Below are 25505 nucleotides of genomic sequence, written 5' to 3' on the forward strand. Positions count from 1 at the left end.
TACAGCTGCCTTCCCAGTCTTTACGAATTTTTTAGACCCTTTTGGCTAATCTGCTCACTATCAAAACAAACCTGAATGAGGGTGGGAATGGATATCGTGTATCTCGGCTTGATTGCCGTGTTTTTCGTCGTGGCGGCCGGCTTTGCCGTCGCCTGCGACAAATTAGGGAGCGTCAAATGAACGCGTTTTATGTGCTGGGCGCCGTCGTCTCGGCCGGCCTGCTCGTGTATTTGCTGGTGGCGCTGCTGAAGGCGGAGGAACTGTGATGACGACGCAATCGATATTGTTGTTGGTGGCCTTCCTGACCGTGCTGCTGGCCGCCGGCTATCCGCTGGGCCTGTACATGGCCAGGGTGGCCGGCGATGGCCCCGTGCGCGGCCTGGGCTGGCTGCAAAAACTGGAAAACCTGCTGTACCGCTGGTCCGGCCTGCCCGCCGACAAGGCCATGGGCTGGAAAAGCTATGCCATCGCCCTGATCGTCTTCAATACCGTGGGCGCCGTCTTCGTCTACGGCCTGCAGCGCCTGCAGGGCTTCCTGCCCCTGAATCCCCAGGGCCTGGGCGCCGTCAGCCCCGATTCCTCGTTCAATACCACCGTCAGCTTCGTCGCCAACACCAACTGGCAGGGCTACGGCGGCGAACAGACCATGAGCTATCTGACGCAGATGCTGGGCATGGCCTGCCAGAATTTCTTTTCGGCGGCCACCGGCATCGCCGTGATCTTCGCGCTGGTGCGCGGCTTCGCCTCGCGCTCGGGCAAATCGATCGGCAATTTCTGGGTCGACCTGGTGCGCTCGACCCTGTACATCCTGCTGCCGCTGTCCCTGGCCCTGTCCGTCGTCTTCATGGGCGAAGGCATGATCCAGAATTTTTCCGCCTACAAGGAAGTGACCCTGCTCGACCACGTGGCGTATGAGACGCCGAAAACGACGGCCGACGGCCAGCCCGTGCTGGACGCCGCCGGCAAACCCGTGATGGAAGCGCAAGTGGCGGCCACGCAGACGATCGCCATGGGCCCCGTCGCGTCGCAGGAATCGATCAAGCTGCTGGGCACGAATGGCGGCGGCTTCTTCAATGCCAACTCCTCGCATCCGTACGAAAACCCGACCGTGCTGTCGAACTTCCTGCAGATGCTGGCCATCTTCATCATTCCCGCCGGCCTGTGCTTCACCTTCGGCCGCATGGTGGGCGACATGCGCCAGGGCTGGGCCGTGCTGGCCGCGATGACCCTGATCTTTGTCGTCATGACGGCGGGCGTGATGAGCGCCGAGCAGCAAGCCAATCCGGCGTTGCAGGCACTGGGCGTGGACCAGCAGGCCAGCAGCCTGCAATCGGGCGGCAATATGGAAGGCAAGGAAACGCGCTTCGGCATCAGCTCCTCGACCCTGTTCGCGGCGGTGACGACGGCCGCATCGTGCGGTGCCGTCAATTCCATGCACGATTCCTACATGCCCCTGGGCGGCATGGTGCCGCTGCTGCTGATGCAGTTCGGCGAAGTGATCTTCGGCGGCGTGGGCACGGGCCTGTACGGCATGCTGATGTTCGCCATCCTGGCCGTCTTCATCGCCGGCCTGATGATAGGCCGCACGCCTGAATACCTGGGCAAGAAAATCCAGGCGTATGAAATGAAGATGGTGTCGCTGGCCATCCTGATTACGCCAGCCCTCGTATTGACGGGCACGGCGATCGCCGTGATGGTCGAACCGGGCAAGATCGGCGTGGCCAATCCGGGCGCGCACGGTTTCTCCGAGATCCTGTACGCCTTCACGTCGGCGGCCAACAACAACGGCAGCGCGTTTGCGGGCCTGTCCGCCAACACGCCGTTCTACAACGTGATGCTGGCGATCGCCATGTGGTTCGGCCGCTTCGGCGTGATCGTGCCCGTGCTGGCGGTGGCCGGTTCGCTGGCGGCCAAGCAGCGCCTGTCGCCCAACGCCGGCACCATGCCCACGCACGGTCCCATGTTCATCGGCCTGCTGATCGGCGTCGTCGTGCTGGTTGGTGTATTGAATTACGTTCCCGCGCTGGCCCTGGGCCCGATCGTCGAACACCTGCAACTTTTCATCAAATAAGAGGCTACCATGTCACGCACAAGCCTGACTTTGTTCGATTCCGCACTGATTGGCCCCGCCATCGTCGATGCGTTCAAAAAACTCGACCCCCGCACGCAATGGCGCAGCCCCGTGATGTTCGTCGTCTATGTGGGCAGCATCATCACGACCTTGCTGGCGACCCAGGCCGGGATCAGCGGTGGCCAGGGTGAAGCGCCGTTCGGCTTCATCGTCGCCGTCGCCGTGTGGCTGTGGTTTACCGTGCTGTTCGCGAACTTCGCCGAAGCGCTGGCCGAAGGCCGCAGCAAGGCCCAGGCGGCCTCGCTGCGCGCCCTCAAGCAGACGGTGATGGCGAAGAAAATGCAGACGCCGAAATACGGCACCTCCTGGCTGCCCACGCCGGCGACCGACCTGCGCAAGGGCATGACGGTGCTGGTCGAGGCGGGCGACGTGATCCCCGCCGACGGCGAAGTGACGGCCGGCGTGGCCTCCGTCGACGAGAGCGCCATCACGGGCGAATCGGCGCCCGTCATCCGCGAATCGGGCGGCGACTTTTCCGCCGTCACGGGCGGCACCCGCGTGCTGTCCGACTGGCTGCTGGTGCGCGTTTCCGTCAACCCGGGCGAAGCCTTCATCGACCGCATGATCGCCATGGTCGAAGGCGCCAAGCGCCAGAAGACGCCGAACGAGATCGCCCTGACGATTTTATTGGTGGCCCTGTCGATCGTGTTCCTGATCGTCACCGTGACCCTGCTGCCGTATTCGCTGTTTTCCGTGGCGGCGGCCGTCACCGGCACGCCGGTGACGATCACCGTGCTGATCGCGTTGCTCGTGTGTTTGATTCCGACCACCATCGGCGGTCTGCTGTCGGCCATCGGCGTGGCCGGCATGAGCCGCATGATGCAGGCCAATGTGATCGCCACCTCGGGCCGCGCCGTGGAAGCGGCCGGCGACGTGGACGTGCTGCTGCTCGATAAGACGGGCACCATCACCCTGGGCAACCGCCAGGCGTCGAGCTTCGTGCCGGCGCCCGGCGTGACGGAACAGCAGCTGGCCGACGCGGCGCAGCTGGCCTCGCTGGCCGATGAAACGCCGGAAGGGCGCAGCATCGTCGTGCTGGCCAAGCAGAAGTTCAATATCCGCGAACGCGAAATGGCCAGCCTGCACGCCACCTTCGTCCCGTTCACGGCGCAGACGCGCATGAGCGGCGTGGATATCCCAGGCGAGCAGCAGGTGCGCCAGCTGCGCAAGGGCGCGGCCGATTCCATGAAAAAGTACGTGGAAGCGCTGGGCCAGCCGTATCCGGCCGAGGTGGGACGCGCCGTCGACGACATCGCGCGCCGCGGCAGCACGCCGCTGGTGGTGGTGGACGACGGCCGCGTCATGGGCGCCGTGGAACTGAAGGATATCGTCAAGGGCGGCATCAAGGAGCGCTTCGCGGAACTGCGCCGCATGGGCATCAAGACCGTCATGATCACGGGCGACAACAAGCTGACGGCGGCCGCGATTGCCGCCGAAGCGGGCGTGGACGATTTCCTCGCCGAAGCGACGCCGGAAGACAAGCTCAAACTGATTCGCAGCTACCAGTCCGAAGGCCGCCTGGTGGCGATGACGGGCGACGGCACCAACGATGCGCCCGCGCTGGCCCAGGCCGACGTGGCCGTGGCCATGAACTCGGGCACGCAGGCGGCGAAGGAGGCGGGCAACATGGTCGACCTCGATTCGAACCCGACCAAGCTGCTGGAAATCGTTGAAATCGGCAAGCAGATGCTGATGACGCGCGGTTCGCTGACGACGTTCTCGATCTCGAACGACATCGCCAAGTACTTCGCCATCATCCCGGCCGCCTTCGTGGGCACTTATCCGCAATTGAAGGCGCTCGACATCATGCATTTGGCCAGTCCCGCCTCGGCCATCATGTCGGCCGTGATCTTCAATGCCCTGATCATCGTCGTGCTCATTCCGCTGGCGCTGAAAGGCGTGCAGTACCGGGCCATCGGCGCGGCCAGCCTGTTGCGCCGCAACCTGCTGATCTATGGCCTGGGCGGGATTATTTTGCCCTTCATCGGGATCAAGCTGATCGACATGCTGCTGTCCGCCCTCAATTTAGTCTAAAGGAACCATCATGAGCACTATCGTACGTCCCGCCCTGGTCCTGTTTGCCGCGCTGACCGTGATCTGCGGCGTCGTCTATCCGTTTGCCACGGCCGGTATCGGCCAGCTGGCCTTCAACGATGAAGTCAACGGCAGCATCGTCGAGCGTGGGGGCAAGCCCGTCGGCTCGATGCTGATCGGCCAGTCCTTCACCTCGCCCAAGTATTTCTGGGGCCGGCCGTCGGCCACCGCGCCGATGGCCAATAACGGCGCCGGTTCGGGCGGCTCGAACCAGGGGCCGACCAATCCGGCCCTGGTGGACGCCGTCAAGGCGCGCATCGCCGCCCTGCAGGCGGCCGATCCCGGCAACCGCAAGCCGATCCCCGTCGACCTGGTGACGGCGTCGAGCAGCGGCCTGGACCCGGAAATCAGCCTGGCGGGCGCCCTGTACCAGGCGCCCCGCGTGGCCCGCGTGCGCGCCGTGCCGCTGGCGCAGGTGGAAAACGCCATCGCCAAGGTGCAGAAAACCGCGTATATCGGCTTTTTCGGCGAACCGCGCGTAAATGTGCTGGAACTGAATCTGGCGCTCGATGCCATGGCAAAGTAAGCTGGCAACGGTGCGTAGGTCGGCAAACGTTGGCCTGGATCGGCGTAGGTCGGCGTAGGTCGGCTTAGCGCAGCGTAAGCCGACACCACCACCAGCCAGGCCAACGATGTTGTCGGATTACGCGCGCCCTTCGGACGCGCTAATCCGACCTACAATGCCCAAGAAGATTAAAATACAACATGCTCCCCAACGACAGCCAACGCCCCGACCCTGATGCCCTGCTGGCGCAAGTGCAGGCGCAGGAACAGAAAGCCGCGCGCGGCCGGCTGCGCATCTATTTCGGCGCCTCGGCCGGCGTCGGCAAGACTTACGCGATGCTGGCGGCCGCGCGCAAATTGCTGGCCGACGGCCAGGACTTGCTGGTGGGCGTGGTGGAGACGCATGGGCGCCAGGATACGGCGGCCCAGCTGGACGGCTTGCCCGTGCTTCCGCTCAAAGCCATCGAGTACCGGGGCAAGACCCTGTACGAGTTCGACCTGGACGAGGCCCTGCGCCGCGCGCCGCCGCTGATATTGATGGATGAACTGGCCCATTCGAACGTGGCCGGTTCGCGCCATCCGAAGCGCTGGCAGGACGTCGAGGAATTGCTGGCGGCTGGCATCGACGTGCTGTCGACCGTGAACGTGCAGCACCTGGAAAGCCTGAACGACGTGGTGGGCGGGATCACGGGCGTGCGCGTGGCCGAGACCCTGCCCGACACGGTGTTCGACCGCGCCGATGAAGTGGTGCTGGTCGATATCCCCGCCGATGAACTGCTGCGCCGCCTGAAGCAGGGCAAGGTGTATCAGCCGCAGCAGGCCGAACGCGCATCGCAGCATTTTTTCCGCAAGGGTAACCTGATCGCCCTGCGCGAGCTGGCCTTGCGCCGCACGGCGGACCGGATCCAGGATGACGTGCAGGCCTACCGCGTTGAAAAATCGATCAACCCCGTATGGAAGACGGGCGCCGCGCTGCTGGCCTGTGTGGGACCGCACGCGGGGGGCGAACACGTGATCCGCAGCACGGCGCGCCTGGCCAGCCAGCTGAACGCGGAATGGCACGCGCTGTACGTGGAAACGCCGCGCTTGCAGCGCTTGCCGGCGGGCCAGCGCGAACGCATCCTGAAAACCCTGAAACTGGCGCAGGACCTGGGCGCGCGCACGGCCATTGTGCCGTCCGCCGACATCGCCGGCGCCGTGGTCGAGTATGCGCGCGGCGCGAATATCTCGAAAGTCATCGTGGGCCGTGGCCGCGGCCGTGCGCTGGCGCGCCTGTGGCAGGCGCCGCCGGCCGCCCGCATGGCCAGCCTGGCGCCCGATATCGATTTGATCGAGGTGGGCTTGCCGCCGGCCGATACCACGCCCCGGCGCGCGGCGGGCGACGACGCGGACGCGCCGCGCCGGCCCGCGCGTCACTGGCGTTACATCCTGGCCGCCGGCGCCAGCCTGGGCACGGCCCTCGCGTCGGTCCCGCTGCAGCCCTACCTGGACCTGGCCAACATCGCCATGCTGTCCCTGCTGACGGTGGTGCTGCTGGCCGTGCGCCTGGGGCGCGGGCCGGCGGCATTGGCCAGCCTGGTGGGCGTGGCCTGCTTCGATTTCATCTTCGTGCCGCCCCGTTTCTCGTTTGCCGTGGGCGATTTCCAGTATGTGATCACGTTTGGCGTGATGCTGGCCGTGGGCCTGATCACGGGCCACCTGACGGCCGGTCTGCGCTTCCAGGCGCGCGTGGCCTCGCACCGCGAAGCGCGCGCCCGCGCCTTGTACGAATTCTCGCGCGAATTGTCCGGCGTGCTGCAGACGGAGCAGATTTTCGACATCACGAAAAGCGCCATCGAACGGGCGTTCCGCGCGCGCGCCACCTTGCTGCTGCCCGATGACGAGGGCAGCTTGCAGGCCGCGAACGGCGGCGAACCGCTCGATATCGGCATCGCGCAGTGGGCCTTCGACCATGCGCAGGCGGCGGGGACGGGCACCGATACCTTGCCGGCTTCGCCCATTTTCTACCTGCCGCTGATCGCGCCGATGCGCACGCGGGGCGTGCTGGCGCTGCTGCCGCTCGATGGCGCGCAGCGCGGTCGCTGGCTGCTGGTGCCGGAACAGCGCCAGCACCTCGATACTTTTGCCGCGCTGGCGGCCATCGCCCTCGAACGCGTGCACTACATCGACGTGGCGCAGGGCGCGCTGCTGCAGATGGAATCGGAGCGGCTGCGCAATTCGCTGCTGGCGGCCCTGTCGCACGACTTGCGCACGCCCTTGACGTCGCTGGTGGGCCTGGCCGAATCGCTGGCGCTGTCCCGGCCTGCGCTGTCGCCTGCGCAGCTGGACATGGCGCGCTCGCTGCAGTCCGAAACCGTGCGCATGAGCGCCCTGGTGGCGAACCTGCTGGACATGGCGCGCATCGAGAGCGGCCAGGTGCGCCTGAATTTGCAATGGCAGGCGCTGGAAGAAGTGGTGGGCAGCGCGCTGCGCGCCAGCGGCCCGCAATTGCAGCAGCACGCCGTGCAGACGCAGCTGGCGCCGGACCTGCCGCTGGTGCGCTACGACGCCGTGCTGATCGAGCGCGTGCTGTGCAACCTGCTGGAAAACGCGGCCAAGTACACGCCGCCGGGCAGCACCATCACGGTCGCCGCCGGCGTGCATGGCCAGTTCCTGCAGGTGACGGTGCTTGACGATGGCCCGGGCCTGCCGCCCGGCCGCGAAGAAGCCATCTTTGAAAAATTCACGCGCGGCGAGCGCGAATCGAACAAGCCGGGCGTCGGGCTGGGGCTGGCCATTTGCCGCGCCATCGTCGAAGCCCACGGCGGCACCATCCATGCGCAGCCCCACACGCCGGGGCAGGGCGCCGCCATCGTCTTCAGCCTGCCGCTGGGCACGCCGCCGGCGCCGCCGGAGATCGAGCTCGATGACGCCAACGACCATGAAACAGGAAAACCAACATGAACGAACCTTCCGCCACCGCCTTGCTGGTCGAGGATGAACCGCAAATCCGCCGCTTCGTGCGCGCCGCGCTGGAAGACGAGGGCTGGCAGATTTTCGAGTCCGCCACCATGCAGCGGGGCCTGATCGACGCGGGCACGCGCCGGCCCGATCTGATCGTGCTGGACCTGGGGCTGCCCGACGGCGACGGCATCGACTTCATCGCCGACATCCGCAAATGGTCGGCCGTGCCCATCATCGTGCTGTCGGCGCGTGTCGACGAGCAGGACAAGATCCGCGCGCTCGATGCCGGCGCCGACGACTATCTGACCAAGCCTTTCGGCGTGGGCGAGCTGCTGGCCCGCGTGCGCGCCACCTTGCGCCGCCAGCGCCAGCCCGCCGCCAGCGATGATGGCGTGGTGCAGTTCGGCGACGTGCGCGTCGACCTGAAGGACCGGCTGGTGACGCGCAACAAGCAGCTGGTGCACATGACGCCGACGGAGTTCCGCCTGCTGTCGGTGCTCGTAAAGAACGCTGGCAGGGTGGTCACCAATCCGCAGCTGCTGCGCGAAGTGTGGGGGCCGTCGAACAGCGAAAACGGCCACTACCTGCGCATCTACATGGGCCATCTGCGCCAGAAGCTGGAAGCCGATCCGGCCCAGCCGCAGTACCTGCTGACGGAAACGGCCGTCGGTTACCGCTTGCTGCTGCCGCTCTAACTCCTGTTATTTCCCCTGTTTGAAAACAGGCGCCGCGCGCGCCGGGGGGACGCTTTACTTAAATTTTTGCAGCGAATTTTTGCAGCGGCGGGCCAGCTGCGCCATGTTGGCAAAGGCCCATACCACCCATGAAGAAGAAAAAACCATGAATAAAATGCTACTTGCACTTGCCGTCGCGACCGCCTTTACAGGCAGCCTGGCCCACGCGGAAGAGGCCAAGCCCGACAATGAAGTCAGTTTCAACGTGGCCGGCGTGTCCGACTACCGTTACCGGGGCATCTCGCAGACGCGCCTGAAGCCCGCGCTGCAGGGCGGCGTGGATTACGTCAATAACCCGACGGGCCTGTATGCGGGCGCCTGGGCTTCCACCATCAAGTGGACCAAGGATGCGGGCGGCAGCGGCGACGTGGAAGTGGACCTGTATGCGGGCAAGCGCGGCCAGTTGGGCGGTGATGTCGGCTATGACGTGGGCGTGCTCGCCTATGTGTACGCCGACAACGGCTTGACGCACGTCGCCGGCCTGGCCGACGCGGACACGCAGGAAGTCTACGGCCAGCTGTCGTTCGGCCCCGCCTATATCAAATATTCGCACGCCGTCTCGAACCTGTTCGGCATCGTCAACAGCAAGAACAGCGGCTACCTCGATATCGGCGCGACCATCGACCTGACGAACGGCTGGACCGGCAACCTGCATGCGGGCCACCAGAAAGTGAAAAACAATGATGCATCGAGCTACACGGACTGGAAAGTGGGCGTCACGCGCGACTTCGGCTTTGTTTCGGGCGCGCTGGCCGTGATCGGCACGAACGCGGGCAAGTCGGCGTATGCCTCGCCCGTGAATGGCAAATTCATGGGCAAGACGGCGCTGCAGCTGACGGTCAGCAAGACGTTTTAATTGACAGGGGAGGGAGAGGCGGCGCATGCGCCGCCTTTTTTGCGCCACGGGGTCAGACCCGTCGGGTCTGACCCCAGCTGTCGAGAGCTATGCTGCGCGGTGATGGTTGTCGAAGACGGCGCAATACAGCTGCCCCAGGCCGACCACGCGGGCGTCTGGAATCTGCGCGGCCAGGGCATGGGCGGGCGCGGCCTGCGAGTCCGTTGCCAGCAGGACGCGCAGGCCGGGATTGACGCTGCGCGCGTGCGCGATGCGGCGTGCCAGGCCCGCCTGCGCGTCGGCGTCGGCGACGCCGGCTAGCGGCACCACCAGTACGCGCGCGGCGATCAGGGCCGAGCGGCTGCCCATGGAGTCGCGGCCTTCGCTGTCGATGACGATGTCGTGGTAGCAGTGCACCAGGTGCTCGAGCTCCGGCTGCAAGCCCTTGGCGCTGATGGCGCGCGCCATCAGGCGCGGCCGCGTCAGGCTGTCGTGCATGGCACCGTCGTGCAGGTTCCTGGCTTGCGCCATGGCGCCCTGACGCGGATCGGCATCGAGCAGCAATACCTTGCGTCCGGCCAGCGCGCGCGAGGCGGCCAGTCGCCCGGCCAGGATGGATTTCTCCATCCCCCCGCGTTCATCCGTGATGGCGATGATCATCTTGGCGCACGGCTGGCATGATGTTGGCAGGGGAAACCAGCTGCAGCAGACAGCCTTCGCGCGGTGCATCCCTGTCGCTCGCGGTCCATGCAGGCAATTCCATCAGAGGCTCCAGCGCTTCGGCCAAGGCGGCCTGGCCGGCGGCCGACATGGGCGTCATCGGCAGGCGCAATGCGTCGCGCACCTTGCCCTGCATGGCCAGCGCCGCCTTCACGGGAGCGGGATTCGGTTCGGCAAACAGCAGGCGGATGACGGGCAGCATGGTCTTGAACAGGGCGCCGGCGGCGCCGTGGCGTCCCTGCCTGACGAGGTGGTACAGCTGCGCATACAGGTCGGGGCGCACCTGGGCGGCGGCCGACATGGCGCCGTGGCCGCCCATGGACAGGCTGGCCAGCAGCAGCGCATCGTCGCCGCACAGCACATCCAGACGGGTGTCGAGCAGCAGTTCGCCCAGCTGCTGCAGCTTGCCGCCCGCTTCCTTGATGGCGACGAAGTGCGAGTCGCGCGCCAGCAGTGCCGCCGTTTGCGGTTCGATATTGACGCCCGTGCGGGCCGGCACGTTGTACAGCACGATGGACTGGTCGGTGGCGGCGGCGATGGCCTGGAAGTGGCGCACGATGCCGTCCTGCGAAGGGCGCACGTACGCTGGCGCCGAGACCAGCAAGCCTGCCAGCGGATGGTCGTTGTAGCGCTGCACCGTGGCGACGACGCTGCGCGTATCGCTGCCGCCTATCCCCATGACGACGGGGAAGCGGGGGCCGACGGCTTCGAGCACGCTGTCGAGCAGCATGCTCTGTTCCGCAGCGCTCAGCATGGCCGCTTCGCCCGTGGTGCCGCACACCACCAGGCCATCGATGCCGCTGGCGGCCAGTTCGCACGCGAGCTGCTGGGCCGCGTCGAAGTCGATGTCGCCATCGCCGTCGCAAAATGGCGTGACCATCGGCACCCAGATGCCCTGGAAGTGCGCGGTGATGCGCGATGACGACATCGCCTGCTCGCAGGAGTACTGGTTCATAGCGATTTCCCCTGGCTGATGCGGCCAAATTCCGCCGCCGGCAGCAGGCGCATGACGGCATCCATGGTCAGGCGCAGGGCCGGTTCCGTGACGCACAGCCAGACTTTCATGCGCTCGGCATGATCGACCGCTTCGACGCGCATGAACGACAGCATGCCGCCGCAGGTCCGGACGACCAGCCGGCGCAGCTCGGCCAGGCAGGACTTGTCGACCGTGATGTGCATGAGGAAGGTGGGCAGGCGGGGATGACGGTGGGGCAGTGCTTGATGCGCTTGATGCGTTTGCAGGCGTGAATGGGGTTCCATGGTGGCTTTGCAGCGGTGGTTGAGGTAAGTTCAAGATTAGCAGCGGGGGCGTAAAGATTCTCTAAAAAGCGGGCCCGCCGACGTAAACGGGCTGTATGCAGGCGGCGTGAGTGTGTTGCGCAGAGGCCCCGCGCATGTGCTTTTGTTACAAAATTGAATCGTGCTTTCGGAGACAGGGGTTTATATTGAAAACGTCTCCGCTTTCAGTCAGCCTTGCCATGTCAGACGAAAAAGATCCCCTGCATCCCCCTTCCACCGATCCCGCAGCGCCAACGCCGTCCCGGCCCGACCGGGTGGGCCGCCGGGCGCCCGATGATGAGCACCGCGCGCGCGATGCCGCGCCGCGCTACCTGAAGGATAACGACACGCCGCTGGCGCTGGCCTGGCGTGTGATCTCGTCGCGCTACCGCTCCATGCGCGACAAGGCCAGCCGCGATTTCATGCGGCGCACCCTGCGCATCGGCATCTCGGCGCGCATTTTCCACCCCGAGCCGGGCGCCACTGGATTACGCAGCAAGAACCTGCAATACCTGGAAGAGTCGATTGCCCAGTGGGTCATGTCGCGCGACGTGCTGGTGTTCATGATCCCGACGGTCAATACCAGCGGCCAGCTACACCCGAGCAATATCACCCTGCGCCACTATGCGCGCCACCTGGACGGCCTGGTGCTGCAGGGCGGCGCCGACGTCTCGCCGCAGACGTATTCCGAGGCGGCCACGCGGCCCGAATGGAACGGCGACCGCGCGCGCGACCTGTACGAGCTGGAACTGCTGCACGAATTCGTCGATGCGGGCAAACCCGTGCTGGGCATTTGCCGCGGCTGCCAACTGATCAACGTGGGCTTTGGCGGTACCCTGTACCAGGACATCGCCTCGGACGTGGAAGGTGCGGCCTCCCACGTCAACGACCTGTATGACCGCCACCGCCACACCATCGTCTTCCCGAAAGGCTCGTCCCTGGCGGGCATGTTCCCGAAGACGGGCGAGGCGCTCGTCAATTCCATCCACCACCAGTCGGTCAAGGACCTGGGGCGCGACGTCACTGTGGAAGCCTATTCGCAAGGGGACAACATCGTCGAGGCCATCCGCTACCAGCGTGCCCGCTTCGTCATGGGCTTGCAGTGGCACCCGGAATTCCATTCGGCGGGCGGCGTCGAGCTGCTCGATTGCACGCCCATCCTCGATAACTTTTTGCGCGCGGCGCGGGAGACGCGGTTTTGAGTACGCATCTGATCCGCCGGCGCGCCGTGCTGGCCGGCCTGCTGGCGCTGCCCCTGGCGGGCTTGCGCGCGGCGCCGCGCCCGCATGAAGGCGCGCCGCCGTTTGCGCTGACGTCCGCCGCGCGCGCACGCACGCTCAAGGCGCGGGTGGCGCCGGCCATCGCCGAACAGGTGGTCAAGGCGGCGCGCAAGGACGCTGCGCGGCCCGTACACCTGATGGCGCAGGTGCGCACGGGCGGCTTGCTGAAGGGAGAGGGCGGGCGCGAGACCAGCCAGCAGGCGCAGGAAGACTGGCGCCAGGCGCGCTTGCAGGCGCTGGCCTGGCGGCTGTCGGGCGAGATGCCGCATTTCGAGGCGGCGCGCCAGCTGCTGCTGGCCTGGAGCGGCAGCTATCAGCCCTCGTTCAGCCCTGTCGACGAGACGGAACTGGCCAGCCTGCTGATGGGATTTGACCTGGTACAGGAGCGCTTGAACGGCGTCGAGCGCGAGCAGGTGCAGGCGTTTTGCCGCACCCTGGCGCACGGGTATCTGAGCGATCCGATCAAGGTGGGAGGCCCGTCCACGGCGCGCAACAACTGGCACAGCCACCGCATCAAGATCGGCACGGCCGCCGCGTATGTCGCGGGCGACGCCTTGCTGGTCGCGCGGGCGAAGGAACGCTTCCTGGCGCATGTGCCGCGCAATATCGGCGCCGGCGGCGTGCCCTTCGACTTCGAGCAGCGCGACGCCCTGCATTACACCACCTACAGCCTGGAGCCGCTGCTGACCACGGCCCTGATGGCGCAGGCGCATGGCGACGACTGGTATGGCGCGCCGGAAGCGCGGCGTCTGGCCGAGGCGCTGGCCTGGCTGGCGCCGTATGCGCAGGGCAAAAAGACGCACGAGGAGTTCGCGAAAAGCGCCGTGCCCTTCGACCGCAAGCGCGTGGCCGCCGGCGAAAAGGGCTTTACGGGGAACTGGGAGACCAAGGGCGCCGCCAATGTGTATCTGCTGGCGGCGCGCTTCGATCCCGCTTACCTGTCCCTGGCGCTGGAATTGCGCCCGCCAGCCTGGGCGCTGGCGCTGTACGGCAGTGAGTTAAAACTTGCTGGTTAAAACTTCGTGCGGACGGTGAACATCACGTTGCGCGGTTCGCCGTAAAAGCCCGTCTGGAACAGGCCCAGGCCCGTAAAGTACTTCTTGTCCAGCAGGTTGTTCACGTTCAGGCTGGCCGTGACGTTCTTGCTGATCTCGTAGCGCGCCATCAGGTTGACCAGCGCGTAGCCGCCCTGCTTGATGCGTGAATAATCCTCGATGGCGGGATTCCAGATATTGCCGTAGTAGCTGCTTTGCCAGTTGATGCCGCCACCGACGGTCAGCTTGTCCAGGCTGGCCGGCAGGCGCCACGATCCTTGCACGCGCACCAAATGGGCAGGCTGCGTGGTTTGCAGCATGGTGGAAAAGACATCCTTGCCATCCGCGTCGCGCACGTGGGTGTAGGTATAGCCGGCGCTCAGCTTCACATCCTTCATCACTTCGCCCGTCACTTCCATTTCCACGCCGCGGCTGGTGACGCCGTCGATGGCTCGATACGCTTCCTCGCCGTTGACTTCACCCACGGAGCTGGCCACATTGCTCTGGCGGATCTGGAACAGGGACGCGCTGGCATTGACCTTGCCATCGAGGTATTCGGCTTTCACGCCCGCCTCGATACCTTTGCCGCGCACGGGGGCGAGGAAGTTGCGGTTCACATCGCGGTTGCTTTGCGGAGCGAAGATGCTGGTATAGCTGCCGAAGAGGGAATACGTCTTGTCGAGGTCATACACGACGCCCGCATACGGGGTGATGACGTTGCTTTCCTCGATGCGCGAGGTGATGCGTGCGGTCTTGGGGTCGAAGAAGCTGCGGTCCTGCTCCTGCCTGTAGTTGCTCACGCGCGCGCCGACGATGACGGACAGCGCGTCGGCCGGATGCAGGCGCACGGCACCATACAGGCCGCTCTGGCGCGTGCTGTCGTTGTCGTTGCCCAGACGGCTAAATGCGGGTTCCGCATACTGGCCGCGCCAGTCGAAATAGCTGCCTTCGACGGGTGGGTAGACCGATTCGTAGACGGGGCCATCCTGCTTTGCCGTCGAGGTGGAATAGCCGAGCATCGCTTCATGGCGGCGGCCGAAGGCGGTAAACGGCCCGCTGGCGTCGACGTTGACGGTGGTCTGGCGGCGGTCACCCTTGTATTTGCCCATGAAGAAATAGGCGCCTTCGCCCGTGACGGGGTCGGGATTGCCGCCGCTGGCCGAACCGAGCACGCTGTCATGCTTGCTGCGCAGCTGGTTGGCGCTCAGTGTCAGTTTCCACGCGTTGGCGAACGTGTGTTCGAGCGACGAGAACAGCGTGGTGTTCTGCATGTCGCGGCGGCTCCAGCCGGTGGCCGGGTTCCACGCGGTGGGGAAATCCGTGCGCGAGCCGTCGGCCAGCAGCACGGGGAAGCCCGTCCAGGTCGAGCCGCGCGGCTTGTAGTCCTGGTGCGTAAAGCCGGCCGTCAGCAGCGTCACGGGTGTCAGGTCCGCCTCGACGATGCCGTAGGCGACGGATTTTTGCTGCGTGTAGCGGTCCAGGTAGGAGTGCTTGTCCTGATAGGCGCCGACCAGGCGGCCGCGCACCGTGCGGCTGTCGTTCAGGGGACCGGAGACATCGGCCTCGCCCCGGTAATTGTCCCACGATCCCGCGCCCAGGGTCGCCGCGCCCTCGAAGCTGGCAGTGGGACGCTTGCGCACCATGTTGACGGTGGCCGACGGGTCGCCCGAGCCGCTCATCAGGCCCGTCGCGCCCTTCAGCACTTCGATGCGGTCGTAGATGGCCATGTCGCTGTTGGTCGTGCCCCAGTCGTACACGCCGTCATAGATGGCCGAGACGCCGTCGTACTGGAAATTGGTGACGGCAAAGCCGCGCGCCTGGAAGCTCCAGCGGTCGCTGTCATAGTTTTGCACGCTCACGCCATTGACGTTCTTCATGACGTCGGAGACGGCGTTGCTGTTCTGGTCATCCATCTGCTGGCGCGTGACGATGGTCAGCGACTGCGGCGTTTCGCGCTGCGTCAGGGCCAGGCCCGTGGCGCCGCTGGCGGGGCCGCCCGTGTAGCTGCCCGTGCCGCTGGTGGCGGCGCTGCGCTCGGCCGACGCCACCACGGTGACGCCGCTCATGACGGCCATGCCGCGGCTGTCCGCCGTGGGAGTAGTCGCGCCGGCGGGGATCTTTTGCAGCAGGTAGCCGCCATTCGCCTGCGGCACGGCTTGCAGGCCGCTGCCGGCCAGCAGCACGCGGAAGCCATCGTGCAGACTGTAGCTGCCTTGCAGGCCGGGGCTGCGCAAGCCTTGCGTGGTATCGCTGGAGAAGGACAGCAGGATGGCGCTGTCGCTGCCGAAGCGCGTCAGCACGTCGCCCAGCGCGCCGGCCGGAATGCTGTAGGCGCGTACTTGCCGGCTTTGCGCCTGGGCTGGTGCCGGCAGGGCCAGGGCCATGCCGATCTGCGCCAGGGTGCAGGCCAGAACGGTACGGGTAAGGAGGGAACGCGAAGCGTGGTGCATGGAATAAAGCCTTTCGTGGATGCGCAAGATGGAGACTGCCTATCTTCCAGGTCACGCGAGCACGGTAAAACAGCTCACTTTGCAGAAAATATTTTTCAGCGGGCCGCCAGTTCGATGCGCACCACCTGATGCCCCCAGAAGCGCGTGACGGTATTGCGCCGCAACTGCAGGCTGGCGCTGACGGCGTCGACGATGGCATCGACGTCGGCCAGCGGGTAGGAGCCGGACACGCGCAAACCGGCGACGGCGGGCGTGCAGTCCAGCGGCTGCTCGCTGTAGCGCGACAGCTCGGCGAGGAAATCGGCCAGGCGCATGTCGCGCGCCACCAGCATGCCATCGAGCCAGGCGCCGCCGTACGGCGCCAGCGCCTGGCGGTGATAACCGTCACTGTCGAAATGGGCGCCTTCGCCGGGGCGCAGCAGCAGGCGCTGAGCACCATCGCCGGCCAGCACGGCGACGGCCCCTTCCAGCACGTCGCCGCTGGCATAGCCATCGTGCAGGCGCACGGTGAAACGCGTGCCCAGCGCCTGCAGCCTGCCGTGCGGCGTGCCGACGAAGAACGGGCGCTGCGCCGCATCCTTGCCGGTGGCGATGAAGATTTCGCCGGCCAGCAGGTCGATGCGGCGCTGCGCGCCGTCGTAAGCGATATTCACGGCGCTATTGGTATTGAGGGTGAGCCGCGTGCCGTCGGCCAGGGTCACGACGCGGCGCTGATTGATGCCCGTGCGGTAGTCAGCCGTCCAGCTGCGCCATGGGCCACGGCGTTCGAATGCATACAGCGAGGCGCCGCAAGCCAGCAGCAGGGCCAGCGTCTTGACGGCCTGGCGGCGCGGCGCGTTCGCTTGCACGCCGGCGCGCAGCAGGGTCGCGTGCATGCCGGGCGGCAGGTGCTCGTGCTGCATTTGCAGCTGCTGCCACGCCTGCGTGGCGCTGCCGGCCCGCTGCAGATGGCGTTTTACTGTCGCCAGCGAGATGCCGAGCCGGTGCGCGATGTCTTCCTGCGGCAGTTCGTCGAGCTGGCGCAGTAAAAAAGCCCGTTTGGCGGGGGGCGGCAGGCCGTCGAGCATGCGGTCCAGTTCAAATACGGTGGCCAGCAGCAGCGCGCGCTCCTCGGGCGAGGGCGCATGCAGGGGCGGCAGCTGGGCCAGCACGTCGAGGTACGCCTGTTCGAGTTTCTGACGGCGGTAATGGTTGAACAGCACGCGCTGCGCCACGGTGGCGAGAAAGGCGCGCGGCTCGCGCGCGGCGACGGCGTCTTCGCGGTCGAGCAGGCGCATGAAAGTATCGTGCGCCACATCGGCCGCGCAGGCCGTGCTGCCGAGTTTTTTGCGCAGCCAGCCCTGCAGCCAGCCGTGGTGGTCGGCATACAGTGTCGCGATGTCCTGGCGTTGTAGCGGCTTTGCCAGCGGCATCGCATTCCCCTTGCGTTTTTAAACAATAATAAGAATCATTCTCATTGTAGCAAGCGGGGACGGCGGCTGTAAATGACGGGCAGGCACGCTGTGGTTTTTTGGTTGACGAACGGTAGGTCGGATTAGCGGGGCCGCCGAGGCGCGCAAGCGCGTAATCCGACGCCACCAATAGCGCTCACAATGTTGTCGGATTACGCCCGACGGGCTAATCCGACCTACGTTACCAGGCAGCAAAGTCAGTAGTTCATCGGCTCGCCACGGAAGCAGCGGATGGCCGAATCGACCATGCCCTCGGCGCTGCCCTGCAGGCTGTGCTGCTTGCGCAGGTATTGCGCGTCGCTCCACTGCTTGGCCACGTCCGACAGGTGTTTCAGGGCCGGCGTGCTGCCCAGCGCCTCGGCGTGCGGTTCCATCTTGCGCAGGGTGGTCATGATGTCTTCGCGCAGCGACATCGTCTCGTAGGTTTTCGGATGCGTGATCGCGCCATCGAGGCCGAAGCGGCAGGCCTGGAAGCGGTTGTAGTTATATACGAGGTAATCGTCTTCCACGGGCGGCGCTTCGCGGCGTTCGAGCAGGTAGCGGCACAGCGCCTGCAGGTAGGCGGCCAGCGCGGCGGCCCGCTCCACTGTCAGCGGCGTGTCGCAGACGCGCAGTTCGATGGTGCCGAATTCCGGCTTGGGACGGATATCCCAGTAAAAATCCTTCATGCTCTTGATGATGCCCGTGTTCTCCATCTTGGCGAAATACTCGTTGGAGAACTGGTCCCAGCTAAGGGTGAACGGTGCGCGCCCGCTCATGGGAAAGGCGAACACGGAATTCAAACGGGCCGAATCGAACAGGGTGTCGCGGCCCTGCACATAGGGCGAGGAAGCCGACAGGGCGATGAAGTGGGGGATGTAGCGGTTCAGCGAATGCAGCAGGAACATGGCGTCGTCGCCCGAGGCGCAGCCGATGTGCACGTGCTGGCCGAAGATGGTGAACTGCTTGGCCAGGTAGCCGTACAGTTCCGAAATCTCCTGGAAGCGGGGCTTGGAAAAGATCTTTTGCGACGACCATTGCTGGAACGGGTGCGTGCCGCCGCCCGCGATGCCGATATTGAGCTTGTCGCCGGCCGTGATCAAGGTGTCGCGGATTTCCTGCAGCTGCTCCAGCAGGGGGCCATGATGCGTGTGCACGCTCGAGTTAATCTCGATCATGCTCTCGGTGATTTCCGGCGTGACGTTGCCGGGAAACGGTTTCTTGTTCAGCAGATGCAGCAGGTCGGGGCTGGCGGCCGTCAAGTCATAGTCCGACAGGTTCACCAGTTGCAGTTCGAGTTCGACGCCGAAGGTCAGCGCGGCCGATTGGCCAAAGGGTTCCAGCGGCATTTAGCGCTCCTTGATTTCGTGGGTTTCTTTGGCCAGCATCAGCACGCGCTGCACCAGCACGGGGCCGATCAGTTCCAGGCCCAGGGTGATGGCGGCCAGGGCGTTCAATTCGTCGCCGAAGTTCACGCCGTGCTGGCGCGCGTGTTCGAGCAGCAGGATGATGAAGACGGAGACGGGCGTCAGGGCCACGCCCGTCAGCACGCCCTTGCGCCAGGAAATGCCGCTCACATGCGAGAACGCGGCTACGCCGGCGACCTTCGTCAGCAATCGTCCGCCGACGACGGCCAGGGCCAGTCCCGCGCCGGCCGTCACGCTGGCCCATTCCAGGGTCGAGGCGGCATACACGAACAGCAGCACCGTCAGCAGCTCGCCCATGGCGCCGAAATTGCGCTGCGCCTGGCTGAAGGCGACCCTGCGGTGGCGCGCCACCAGGCCGAAGGTGAGGGTGGCCAGCAGCGGCGACAGGCTGGTGGTGTAGGTCAGGGCGACGAGCAGCATCACCGACAGCGCGAACGCCACGGTGGCGTCCTGCGCCATGTTGCCCAGGCGGCGCAGCATGGCCGGCACGACGATGCCGAAGACGGTGCCGGCGGCCACGGAGGCGGCCAGCACGGCGGCGCTGCTGCTGCTCGCCTCGATCAGGTCGGTGGAACTCTGGAACATCCAGAAGCCGACGATGATGTTGAACGTGAAGACGGCCAGCACGCAGTTCAGGGCGGTGAGGTGGACGATGCGTTCCGTGACCTGGCCCGAGCTGCGTTCCTCGTTGATGACGCGCATGATGGTGGCCGGCGAGGTGGACATGGCCAGTGATGCGAGCAGCAGCGCCGTCTTCGAGGTGCTGCCGAATTCGATGCCGATGAAGTAGACGACGGCAAAGGTCAGCAGGGATTCGACCAGGCCCGTGACGGCGATCCACGGATTGTTCTTCAGCCAGCGCAGGTTGATGCGGTAGCCGACCTCGAACAGGATCAGGCCGAAAGCCACGTCGGCCAGCACCAGCATGGGGCCGGCGTCCGTCTGCGGCAGGATGCCTACCTGCGTCTGCGCGAGGACGAAACCGATCACGCCGTAAAAACTGATGCGCGGCAGGCCCGTCCAGCGGTGGCCGAATTCGCCCACCACCCAGGCCAGGGTAATGGCAAACGGCCAGGACAGGTCGGCGGCGATCGAGATCAGACTTTGCATGCTCATTCCTTTGAAATTGGCGCTGGCACCGGCCGGCAGCACGGGGGCTGGCGCGGCAAGGTCTTGGTGCAGCGGTGGTGCATAGTTTGCGCAGAGCGATGCGCCGATTCTACCGGAGCAGAGGGCGCGCACGATGTGCGCAATCGAACAGTGTCGCGACCATGGCGGCCGCGCACGGGATGCAGCAGGGTGGGGCAGGGCTGGTATCGGCGTATGCTACCCGCCCGCGGCGGAGATGCTCCGCACGGTAGTGCCGTGTCGCAGTGTACGGCATGGCGGCCCCCTGCCGCCATGGACTTTTTGTTGCGTGCTTTTATTTACTGAGCAGACGCATGCCCCGTTCCAGCCCGTCGATCGACAGGGGGAACATGCGGTTGTTCATCAACTGCCGCATCACGCCGATCGACTGGCGGTACTGCCATAATCCCTCCGACTCCGGATTGAGCCAGATGAATTTCGGGAACGCCTGGGTAAAGCGCGCCAGCCACGCCGATCCCGCTTCCTCGTTGTTGTATTCGACGCTGCCGCCCGGCTGCAGGATTTCATAGGGGCTCATGGTGGCGTCGCCGACGAAAATCAGCTTGGTATCGGGCGGGTATTTGCGCAGCACGTCCCAGGTGGGAAAACGCTCGGCATTGCGGCGCCGGTTGTTCTTCCACAGATAGTCGTAGACGCAGTTATGGAAGTAAAAGAACTCCATGTTCTTGAATTCCGTCTTCGCCGCCGAAAACAGTTCCTCGGTGCGCTCGATATGGTCGTCCATGCTGCCGCCCACGTCGAGCAGCATCAGCACCTTGATGCGGTTCTTGCGCTCGGGCCGCATCCTGATGTCGAGGTAACCCGCGTTGTTGGCCGTGGCGGCGATGGTGGCGTCGAGCGCCAGTTCGTCTTCCGCGCCTTCGCGCGCGAATTTGCGCAGGCGGCGCAAGGCCACCTTGATGTTGCGCGTGCCCAGTTCGCGCTCGCCGTCGTAATCCTTGTAGCTGCGCGCTTCCCACACCTTCACGGCCGTGCGGTTGCCGCCCTTGCCGCCGATGCGGATGCCTTCCGGATTCGTGCCGCCATTGCCGAACGGCGAAGTGCCGCCCGTGCCGATCCACTTGCTGCCGCCCTCGTGGCGCTCCTTCTGTTCCTTCAGCAGCTCGTTCAGGCGGTCCATCAGCTTGTCGTAGCCGAATTTTTCCAGCTGCGCCTTCTGCTCTTCGGACAGCTCGCGCTGCATGCGTTTGAGCAGCCAGTCGAGGGGAATCACCGCGTTCGTGTCGAAAGCCGCATTGACGCCCTTGAAGTACTGGGCAAAGGCGCGGTCGAACTTGTCGAAATGGGCTTCATCCTTGACCAGGGTCAAACGCGCCAGATAGTAGAAATCGTCCATCGAGGCGTCGATGACGTTCTTTTGCAGCGCTTCAAGAAGGGTCAGAAATTCCTTGATCGAGACGGGAATCTTCGCATCCTTGAGCGTGAAGAAGAAATCGATCAGCATGGCGCCTGCTCTCCCGCGCGGGGCAGTGCGGCAATGGGGCGCTGCGCCAGCTTGTAGCGCAGGTGGGCGGCAATTTCCGGCCACTCGCCGCGCGTGATGCTGTACATGACGGTGTCGCGCACGGTGCCGTCGCGGCGCAGCGCATGGTGGCGCAGCACGCCATCCTTTTTCGCGCCCAGGCGCTCGATGGCCGCCTGCGAGGCGTGGTTGAAATTGTCGGTGCGCAGGCCCACCAGCGCGCAGCCGAGGTTATCGAAGGCGTGCGCCAGCAGCAGCAATTTGCAGGTGGTGTTGACGTGGCTGCGCTGGCAGCGCTTCGCGTACCAGGTGTAGCCGATTTCCAGGCGGCCGATGGCCGGCACCACGTCGTGGTAGCTGGTGGTGCCGAGCACCTCGCCGCTGGCCGCGTCGATGACGGCAAAGGCGAAGCGCGAAGGGCGCATCTCGATGCCCTTGAAAATGTACTGGTCCACCTGGTCCGGCTCGGGCACGGAGGTGACGCGCAGATTCCACAGTTCCCCATCCATGGCCGCCGCGCGCAGGCCGGGCGCGTGGTGCGGCGCCAGTGCCTCGAGGCGGATGCCGTGCAGTTCCAGGGGGACGAAGACCATGTCGGGGCTGATATCGTTCACCGGCGCTCCTTAGCGGTTGGTGCGCGACATGAACATCAGGCGCTCGAACAGGTGCACGTCCTGCTCGTTTTTCAGCAGCGCCCCGTGCAGCGGCGGCACGACGGCCTTGTTGTCCTTGCTGCGCAGCGCTTCGGCTGGGATGTCCTCGGCCAGCAGGAGCTTGAGCCAGTCGAGGAATTCCGACGTCGACGGCTTTTTCTTCAGGCCCGGCACGTCGCGCACCTCATAGAAGGTTTGCAGCGCCTGCGCCAGCAATTCCTGTTTCAGGTGCGGGTAGTGGACGGCGACGATCTGCTCCATCGTGTCCTTGTCCGGGAATTTGATGTAGTGGAAGAAGCAGCGGCGCAGGAAGGCATCCGGCAATTCCTTCTCGTTGTTCGAGGTAATGATGACGAGCGGACGGTGGCGCGCCGTGACCATTTCGCGCGTCTCATACACATAGAATTCCATGCGGTCCAGTTCGCGCAGCAGGTCGTTCGGGAATTCGATGTCGGCCTTGTCGATCTCGTCGATCAGCAGTACCACCGGTTCGGGCGCCGTGAACGCCTGCCACAGCACGCCCTTGACGATATAGTTCTGGATGTCGCGCACGCGCTCGTCGCCCAGCTGCGAATCGCGCAGGCGCGATACGGCGTCGTATTCGTACAGGCCCTGCTGCGCCTTGGTGGTCGATTTGATATGCCATTGCATCAGCGGCATGTTCAGCGCGGCGGCCACTTCCTCGGCCAGCATGGTCTTGCCCGTGCCCGGTTCGCCCTTGATCAGCAGCGGGCGTTGCAGGGTCAGCGCCGCATTCACGGCCAGTTTCAGGTCGGCGGTGGCGACATAGCTGTCGGAACCTTCGAAGCGTTGGCCTTGCTGGGTGTGCTGTGCTTGCATGAGCGGTCTGCCAAAGTAGGGAAATGGTGAGTATAAACAGAACTGTGGCGCGCTGCCACGCGGACGGCCTGTGCCTGCCTGCCGACAATGCGGGTTTTATAGGTGGACTTGCAAGAATATCTTGGCTAGAATCGGCAAGCAGCAGATTAATTGTCAACCTTAATTGTCAACACATAAAATCAATAAAAACCAGCACTGGCGTTTCTCCGATTACCTTTGTTCACATTGCCACTATGAAAAAAATATTTGCACTTCTCGTGCTTGCCGGCATAGCAAATGCCGTCACAGCGGCTGACATTGTAGGAAACGCCAAGGCAGCCCCTGCCAAGGTGGAAATGTGTATCGGCTGCCACGGCATCCCCGGTTACAAGGCAACCTTCCCCGAAGTGTTCCAGGTTCCGATGATCGGCGGCCAGCCGGCAAAATATATCGAGAATGCGCTGCAAGCCTACAAGAAGGGCGACCGCAAGCACCCCAGCATGAAGGGCATCGCCAGCAGCCTGTCCGACCAGGATATCGCCGATGTCGCCGCGTACTATGCGCAACAAGCCAAGCCGAACTGAGGACCAGCCAGATGATGAAAACACTACTCGCCGCCCTCGTTTACGCCACCGTCTCGTTTTCCGCCAGCGCCGCCGGCAATATCAACACGGGCAAGGCCCTGGCCGAAAAATACAGCTGCGCCACCTGCCACGGCAAGGATTACGGTTCGCCCATCGACCCGTCCTACCCGAAACTGGCTGGCCAGCACAGGGATTACCTGGAACACGCCTTGACGGCGTATAAGCGGGGCGACAAGGCCAACGGCCGCAACAACGCCATCATGACGGGCCAGGTAAAACCGCTGAGCAACCAGGACATCAAGGACCTGGCCGCCTACCTGCACAGCTTGCCGACCACCCTGGTGACCCACCGCTGAGCGGTAACGCCGGTTCAGGCTTTCAGTCCGACCCGGCGCGCCAGCTTGTGCAGATTGCTGGCGTCGAGTCCCAGCTGCCGTGCGGCAGCGGCCCAGTTATCCTGATGCAGCACCAGCGCTTGCCGGATGGCCTGGCGCTGGCTCGCTTCGACGATCTGATGCATCGATAGCAGCGGCGCCGCCGGCATCGTGCACGCAGCTAGCACTGGCGGCAGCGCGTCCGCGCCGGCCGGCGCTTCCAGCGCATCGAGGTCGAGCATATCCGTTTCCAGCGTTACTATCTCTTTGCGGTCCGCGCCGCGGATCACGGCTTTCAGCGCGGCCCGGCTGATCACATGTTCCAGTTCGCGCACGTTACCGGGCCAGCGGTAGTGGCACAAGGCGTTTTCCGCCGCGGCGGACAGGCGCAGGCTGCGCAAGCCCAGGCGCGCGCGGTTCAGTTCCAGGAAACCGCCGGCCAGCAGCAGCACGTCATTGCCCCGCTCGCGCAGCGGCGGAATCGGCACGGGATAGACGGATAAACGGTGGTACAGATCGGCGCGGAACGAGCCGTCGCGCACATGTTCGCGCAGGCTGCGGTTGGTGGCGGCGATCACGCGCACGTTGACCCGGCGCGGCCGGTCCGCGCCCAGGCGCTGGATTTCGCCATTTTGCAAGGTGCGCAGCAGCTTGGCCTGTATCGACAGCGGCAATTCCCCCACTTCATCGAGAAACAGGGTGCCCCCTTCGGCCGCCTCGAAACGGCCGGGCCGATCGCTGACGGCGCCGGAAAACGCGCCGCGCACATGGCCGAACAACTCGCTCTCGGCCAGCGATTCCGGCAAGGCCGCGCAATTGACGTGGATCAATGGCTTGCCGGCGCGGCGCGACAGCCGGTGCAGGCGGTGCGCGCACAATTCCTTGCCGACGCCCGTCTCTCCCAGCAGCAGCACGGGCAGTTCGGAATCGGCGACCACCTGCAATTCGTGCAGCAAATGCGTGATGGCGCTGCTCTGGCCGACGAAGTCGTGTTCCTCGCGCGGGGCCTGCGCATCGGCCAGCATGGCGCCGCCCGACAGGCGCAGCGCGCGGATTTCCGTCTCCAGGCGGGTCACGCGCACGGCCGCCTCGATGGCGCAGGCCAGTTCGCCCAGGTCGCGCTGCGCCTGCGTATCGAAGGTGCCCACCCGCAGCGCGTCGAGCGTGATCACGCCCCAGCGTTCGCCTTCCAGGTCCAGCGCCATGCCCATGCAGTCGTGCACGGGCAGCGGTTCGCCGGCCCGCTCGGCGATCAGGCCGTCGTAGGGATCGGGCAGCGAGCTGTCGTGATGGAAGCACAGCACGCCGCGCCGCTGCAGGATGGCGGCCAGGCGCGGATGGTCGGCGACGGCGAAGCGGCGTCCCAGCGCGTCGCTGGCCAGGCCGGCCATCGCCACGGGGCGCAGGTGCTCGCCATCGAGCTTGAGCAAGGCCACGGCCTCGCAGCCGAAGTGTGCGCGCAGGCTGCCCACCAGGCGCTGCAGGCGCACGGCCACGGGCAGGTCGGCGACCAGGTCGGTGAGCAGCAGCAGGTGGATGGCGGTGGTGGTCATAAGTACCATGCAGGGTACAACGGACCACGCTTGAAAAGGGTCATGATGACC

22 protein-coding genes and 1 pseudogene are annotated in these 25505 nt (G+C 65.2%); 11 read left to right on the forward strand and 12 right to left on the reverse strand.

The window, feature by feature from the left end; translation table 11 throughout:
• Window positions 1–176: 176 nt before the first annotated feature.
• The 7 genes from kdpF to OX462_RS03895 all read left to right on the forward strand — a co-directional run bounded on the left by kdpF (window position 177) and on the right by OX462_RS03895 (window position 9262).
• Complete coding sequence (kdpF, locus tag OX462_RS03865) at window positions 177–266, forward strand: K(+)-transporting ATPase subunit F (RefSeq protein ID WP_034746483.1); 90 nt, start codon at window positions 177–179, stop codon at window positions 264–266.
• Complete coding sequence (kdpA, locus tag OX462_RS03870; RefSeq protein ID WP_409027816.1) at window positions 266–2071, forward strand: potassium-transporting ATPase subunit KdpA; 1806 nt, start codon at window positions 266–268, stop codon at window positions 2069–2071. Before kdpF ends, kdpA begins: the two co-directional genes overlap by 1 nt.
• 9 nt (window positions 2072–2080) lie before the next feature.
• Window positions 2081–4165, forward strand: a complete 2085-nt coding sequence (gene kdpB, locus OX462_RS03875) for a potassium-transporting ATPase subunit KdpB (protein ID WP_409027817.1) — start codon at window positions 2081–2083, stop codon at window positions 4163–4165.
• A gap of 10 nt (window positions 4166–4175) precedes the next feature.
• Entirely contained in the window at window positions 4176–4751 is a 576-nt protein-coding gene (kdpC, locus tag OX462_RS03880) for a potassium-transporting ATPase subunit KdpC (RefSeq protein ID WP_070288621.1), read from the forward strand.
• Between the two features lie 179 nt (window positions 4752–4930).
• The gene (locus tag OX462_RS03885; protein WP_409027818.1) at window positions 4931–7672 is read left to right on the forward strand and encodes a DUF4118 domain-containing protein; all 2742 of its coding nucleotides are present in this window, start codon (window positions 4931–4933) and stop codon (window positions 7670–7672) included.
• Window positions 7669–8367, forward strand: a complete 699-nt coding sequence (kdpE, locus tag OX462_RS03890) for a two-component system response regulator KdpE (protein WP_034746496.1) — start codon at window positions 7669–7671, stop codon at window positions 8365–8367. The genes OX462_RS03885 and kdpE overlap by 4 nt, the downstream gene beginning before the upstream one ends.
• Before the next feature lie 145 nt (window positions 8368–8512).
• On the forward strand, window positions 8513–9262 hold the full coding sequence (locus tag OX462_RS03895; protein WP_409027819.1) for a TorF family putative porin: 750 nt from the start codon (window positions 8513–8515) through the stop codon (window positions 9260–9262).
• Between the two features lie 87 nt (window positions 9263–9349).
• On the opposite strand, the gene OX462_RS03900 is transcribed toward OX462_RS03895, so the two are convergent.
• The 3 genes from OX462_RS03900 to OX462_RS03910 are packed head-to-tail and all read right to left on the reverse strand — an operon-like array spanning window position 9350 to window position 11221.
• The gene (locus OX462_RS03900; protein WP_409027820.1) at window positions 9350–9868 is read right to left on the reverse strand and encodes a P-loop NTPase family protein; all 519 of its coding nucleotides are present in this window, start codon (window positions 9866–9868) and stop codon (window positions 9350–9352) included.
• A 10-nt stretch (window positions 9869–9878) separates the two neighbouring features.
• Window positions 9879–10916 carry a 4-hydroxy-tetrahydrodipicolinate synthase gene (gene dapA / locus OX462_RS03905; RefSeq protein ID WP_409027821.1) on the reverse strand — a complete coding sequence of 346 codons (1038 nt, stop codon included), beginning with the start codon at window positions 10914–10916 and terminating at the stop codon, window positions 9879–9881.
• Window positions 10913–11221, reverse strand: coding sequence for a hypothetical protein (locus OX462_RS03910; RefSeq protein ID WP_409027822.1), 309 nt, complete (start codon window positions 11219–11221; stop codon window positions 10913–10915). The genes dapA and OX462_RS03910 overlap by 4 nt, the downstream gene beginning before the upstream one ends.
• 218 nt (window positions 11222–11439) lie before the next feature.
• Between OX462_RS03910 and OX462_RS03915 the strand changes: the two genes are divergently transcribed.
• A complete protein-coding gene (locus OX462_RS03915; RefSeq protein ID WP_409027823.1) occupies window positions 11440–12441 on the forward strand; it encodes a gamma-glutamyl-gamma-aminobutyrate hydrolase family protein in 1002 nt (333 codons plus the stop codon).
• Window positions 12438–13535: an alginate lyase family protein gene (locus tag OX462_RS03920; protein ID WP_409027824.1), complete on the forward strand. Its 1098-nt coding sequence runs from the start codon at window positions 12438–12440 to the stop codon at window positions 13533–13535. The genes OX462_RS03915 and OX462_RS03920 overlap by 4 nt, the downstream gene beginning before the upstream one ends.
• Here OX462_RS03920 and OX462_RS03925 read toward each other — a convergent pair.
• The 8 genes and pseudogenes from OX462_RS03925 to OX462_RS03960 form a co-directional block, all read right to left on the reverse strand.
• Window positions 13532–16003 carry a TonB-dependent siderophore receptor gene (locus tag OX462_RS03925; RefSeq protein ID WP_409027825.1) on the reverse strand — a complete coding sequence of 824 codons (2472 nt, stop codon included), beginning with the start codon at window positions 16001–16003 and terminating at the stop codon, window positions 13532–13534. The genes OX462_RS03920 and OX462_RS03925 overlap by 4 nt on opposite strands.
• Before the next feature lie 95 nt (window positions 16004–16098).
• Complete coding sequence (locus OX462_RS03930; protein WP_409028723.1) at window positions 16099–16905, reverse strand: FecR family protein; 807 nt, start codon at window positions 16903–16905, stop codon at window positions 16099–16101.
• 27 nt (window positions 16906–16932) lie between these two features.
• Window positions 16933–17415 (reverse strand): annotated as a pseudogene (locus OX462_RS03935) (sigma-70 family RNA polymerase sigma factor); the annotation flags it as partial.
• 236 nt (window positions 17416–17651) lie between these two features.
• Entirely contained in the window at window positions 17652–18782 is a 1131-nt protein-coding gene (locus tag OX462_RS03940) for a YbdK family carboxylate-amine ligase (protein ID WP_409027826.1), read from the reverse strand.
• Window positions 18783–19970 (reverse strand): cation:proton antiporter, encoded by a 1188-nt coding sequence (locus tag OX462_RS03945; protein ID WP_409027827.1) that lies wholly within the window; start codon window positions 19968–19970, stop codon window positions 18783–18785.
• Between the two features lie 313 nt (window positions 19971–20283).
• Complete coding sequence (locus OX462_RS03950) at window positions 20284–21453, reverse strand: vWA domain-containing protein (RefSeq protein ID WP_409027828.1); 1170 nt, start codon at window positions 21451–21453, stop codon at window positions 20284–20286.
• Window positions 21447–22064, reverse strand: a complete 618-nt coding sequence (locus OX462_RS03955; RefSeq protein ID WP_409028724.1) for a GNAT family N-acetyltransferase — start codon at window positions 22062–22064, stop codon at window positions 21447–21449. Before OX462_RS03955 ends, OX462_RS03950 begins: the two co-directional genes overlap by 7 nt.
• A 30-nt stretch (window positions 22065–22094) precedes the next feature.
• Window positions 22095–22964: an AAA family ATPase gene (locus OX462_RS03960; protein WP_034746522.1), complete on the reverse strand. Its 870-nt coding sequence runs from the start codon at window positions 22962–22964 to the stop codon at window positions 22095–22097.
• Window positions 22965–23197: 233 nt separating this feature from the next.
• Here OX462_RS03960 and OX462_RS03965 point away from each other — a divergent pair, with 233 nt between their 5' ends.
• Both OX462_RS03965 and OX462_RS03970 read left to right on the forward strand, forming a co-directional pair.
• On the forward strand, window positions 23198–23527 hold the full coding sequence (locus OX462_RS03965; RefSeq protein ID WP_046684254.1) for a c-type cytochrome: 330 nt from the start codon (window positions 23198–23200) through the stop codon (window positions 23525–23527).
• A 14-nt stretch (window positions 23528–23541) separates the two neighbouring features.
• The gene (locus OX462_RS03970; RefSeq protein WP_409028725.1) at window positions 23542–23883 is read left to right on the forward strand and encodes a c-type cytochrome; all 342 of its coding nucleotides are present in this window, start codon (window positions 23542–23544) and stop codon (window positions 23881–23883) included.
• 14 nt (window positions 23884–23897) lie between these two features.
• Here OX462_RS03970 and norR read toward each other — a convergent pair whose 3' ends face one another.
• Window positions 23898–25454 (reverse strand): nitric oxide reductase transcriptional regulator NorR, encoded by a 1557-nt coding sequence (norR, locus tag OX462_RS03975; protein ID WP_070288612.1) that lies wholly within the window; start codon window positions 25452–25454, stop codon window positions 23898–23900.
• Window positions 25455–25505: the final 51 nt, after the last annotated feature.

This window comes from Janthinobacterium aestuarii, assembly GCF_046113285.1.
Classification (GTDB): Bacteria; Pseudomonadota; Gammaproteobacteria; order Burkholderiales; family Burkholderiaceae_D; genus Janthinobacterium.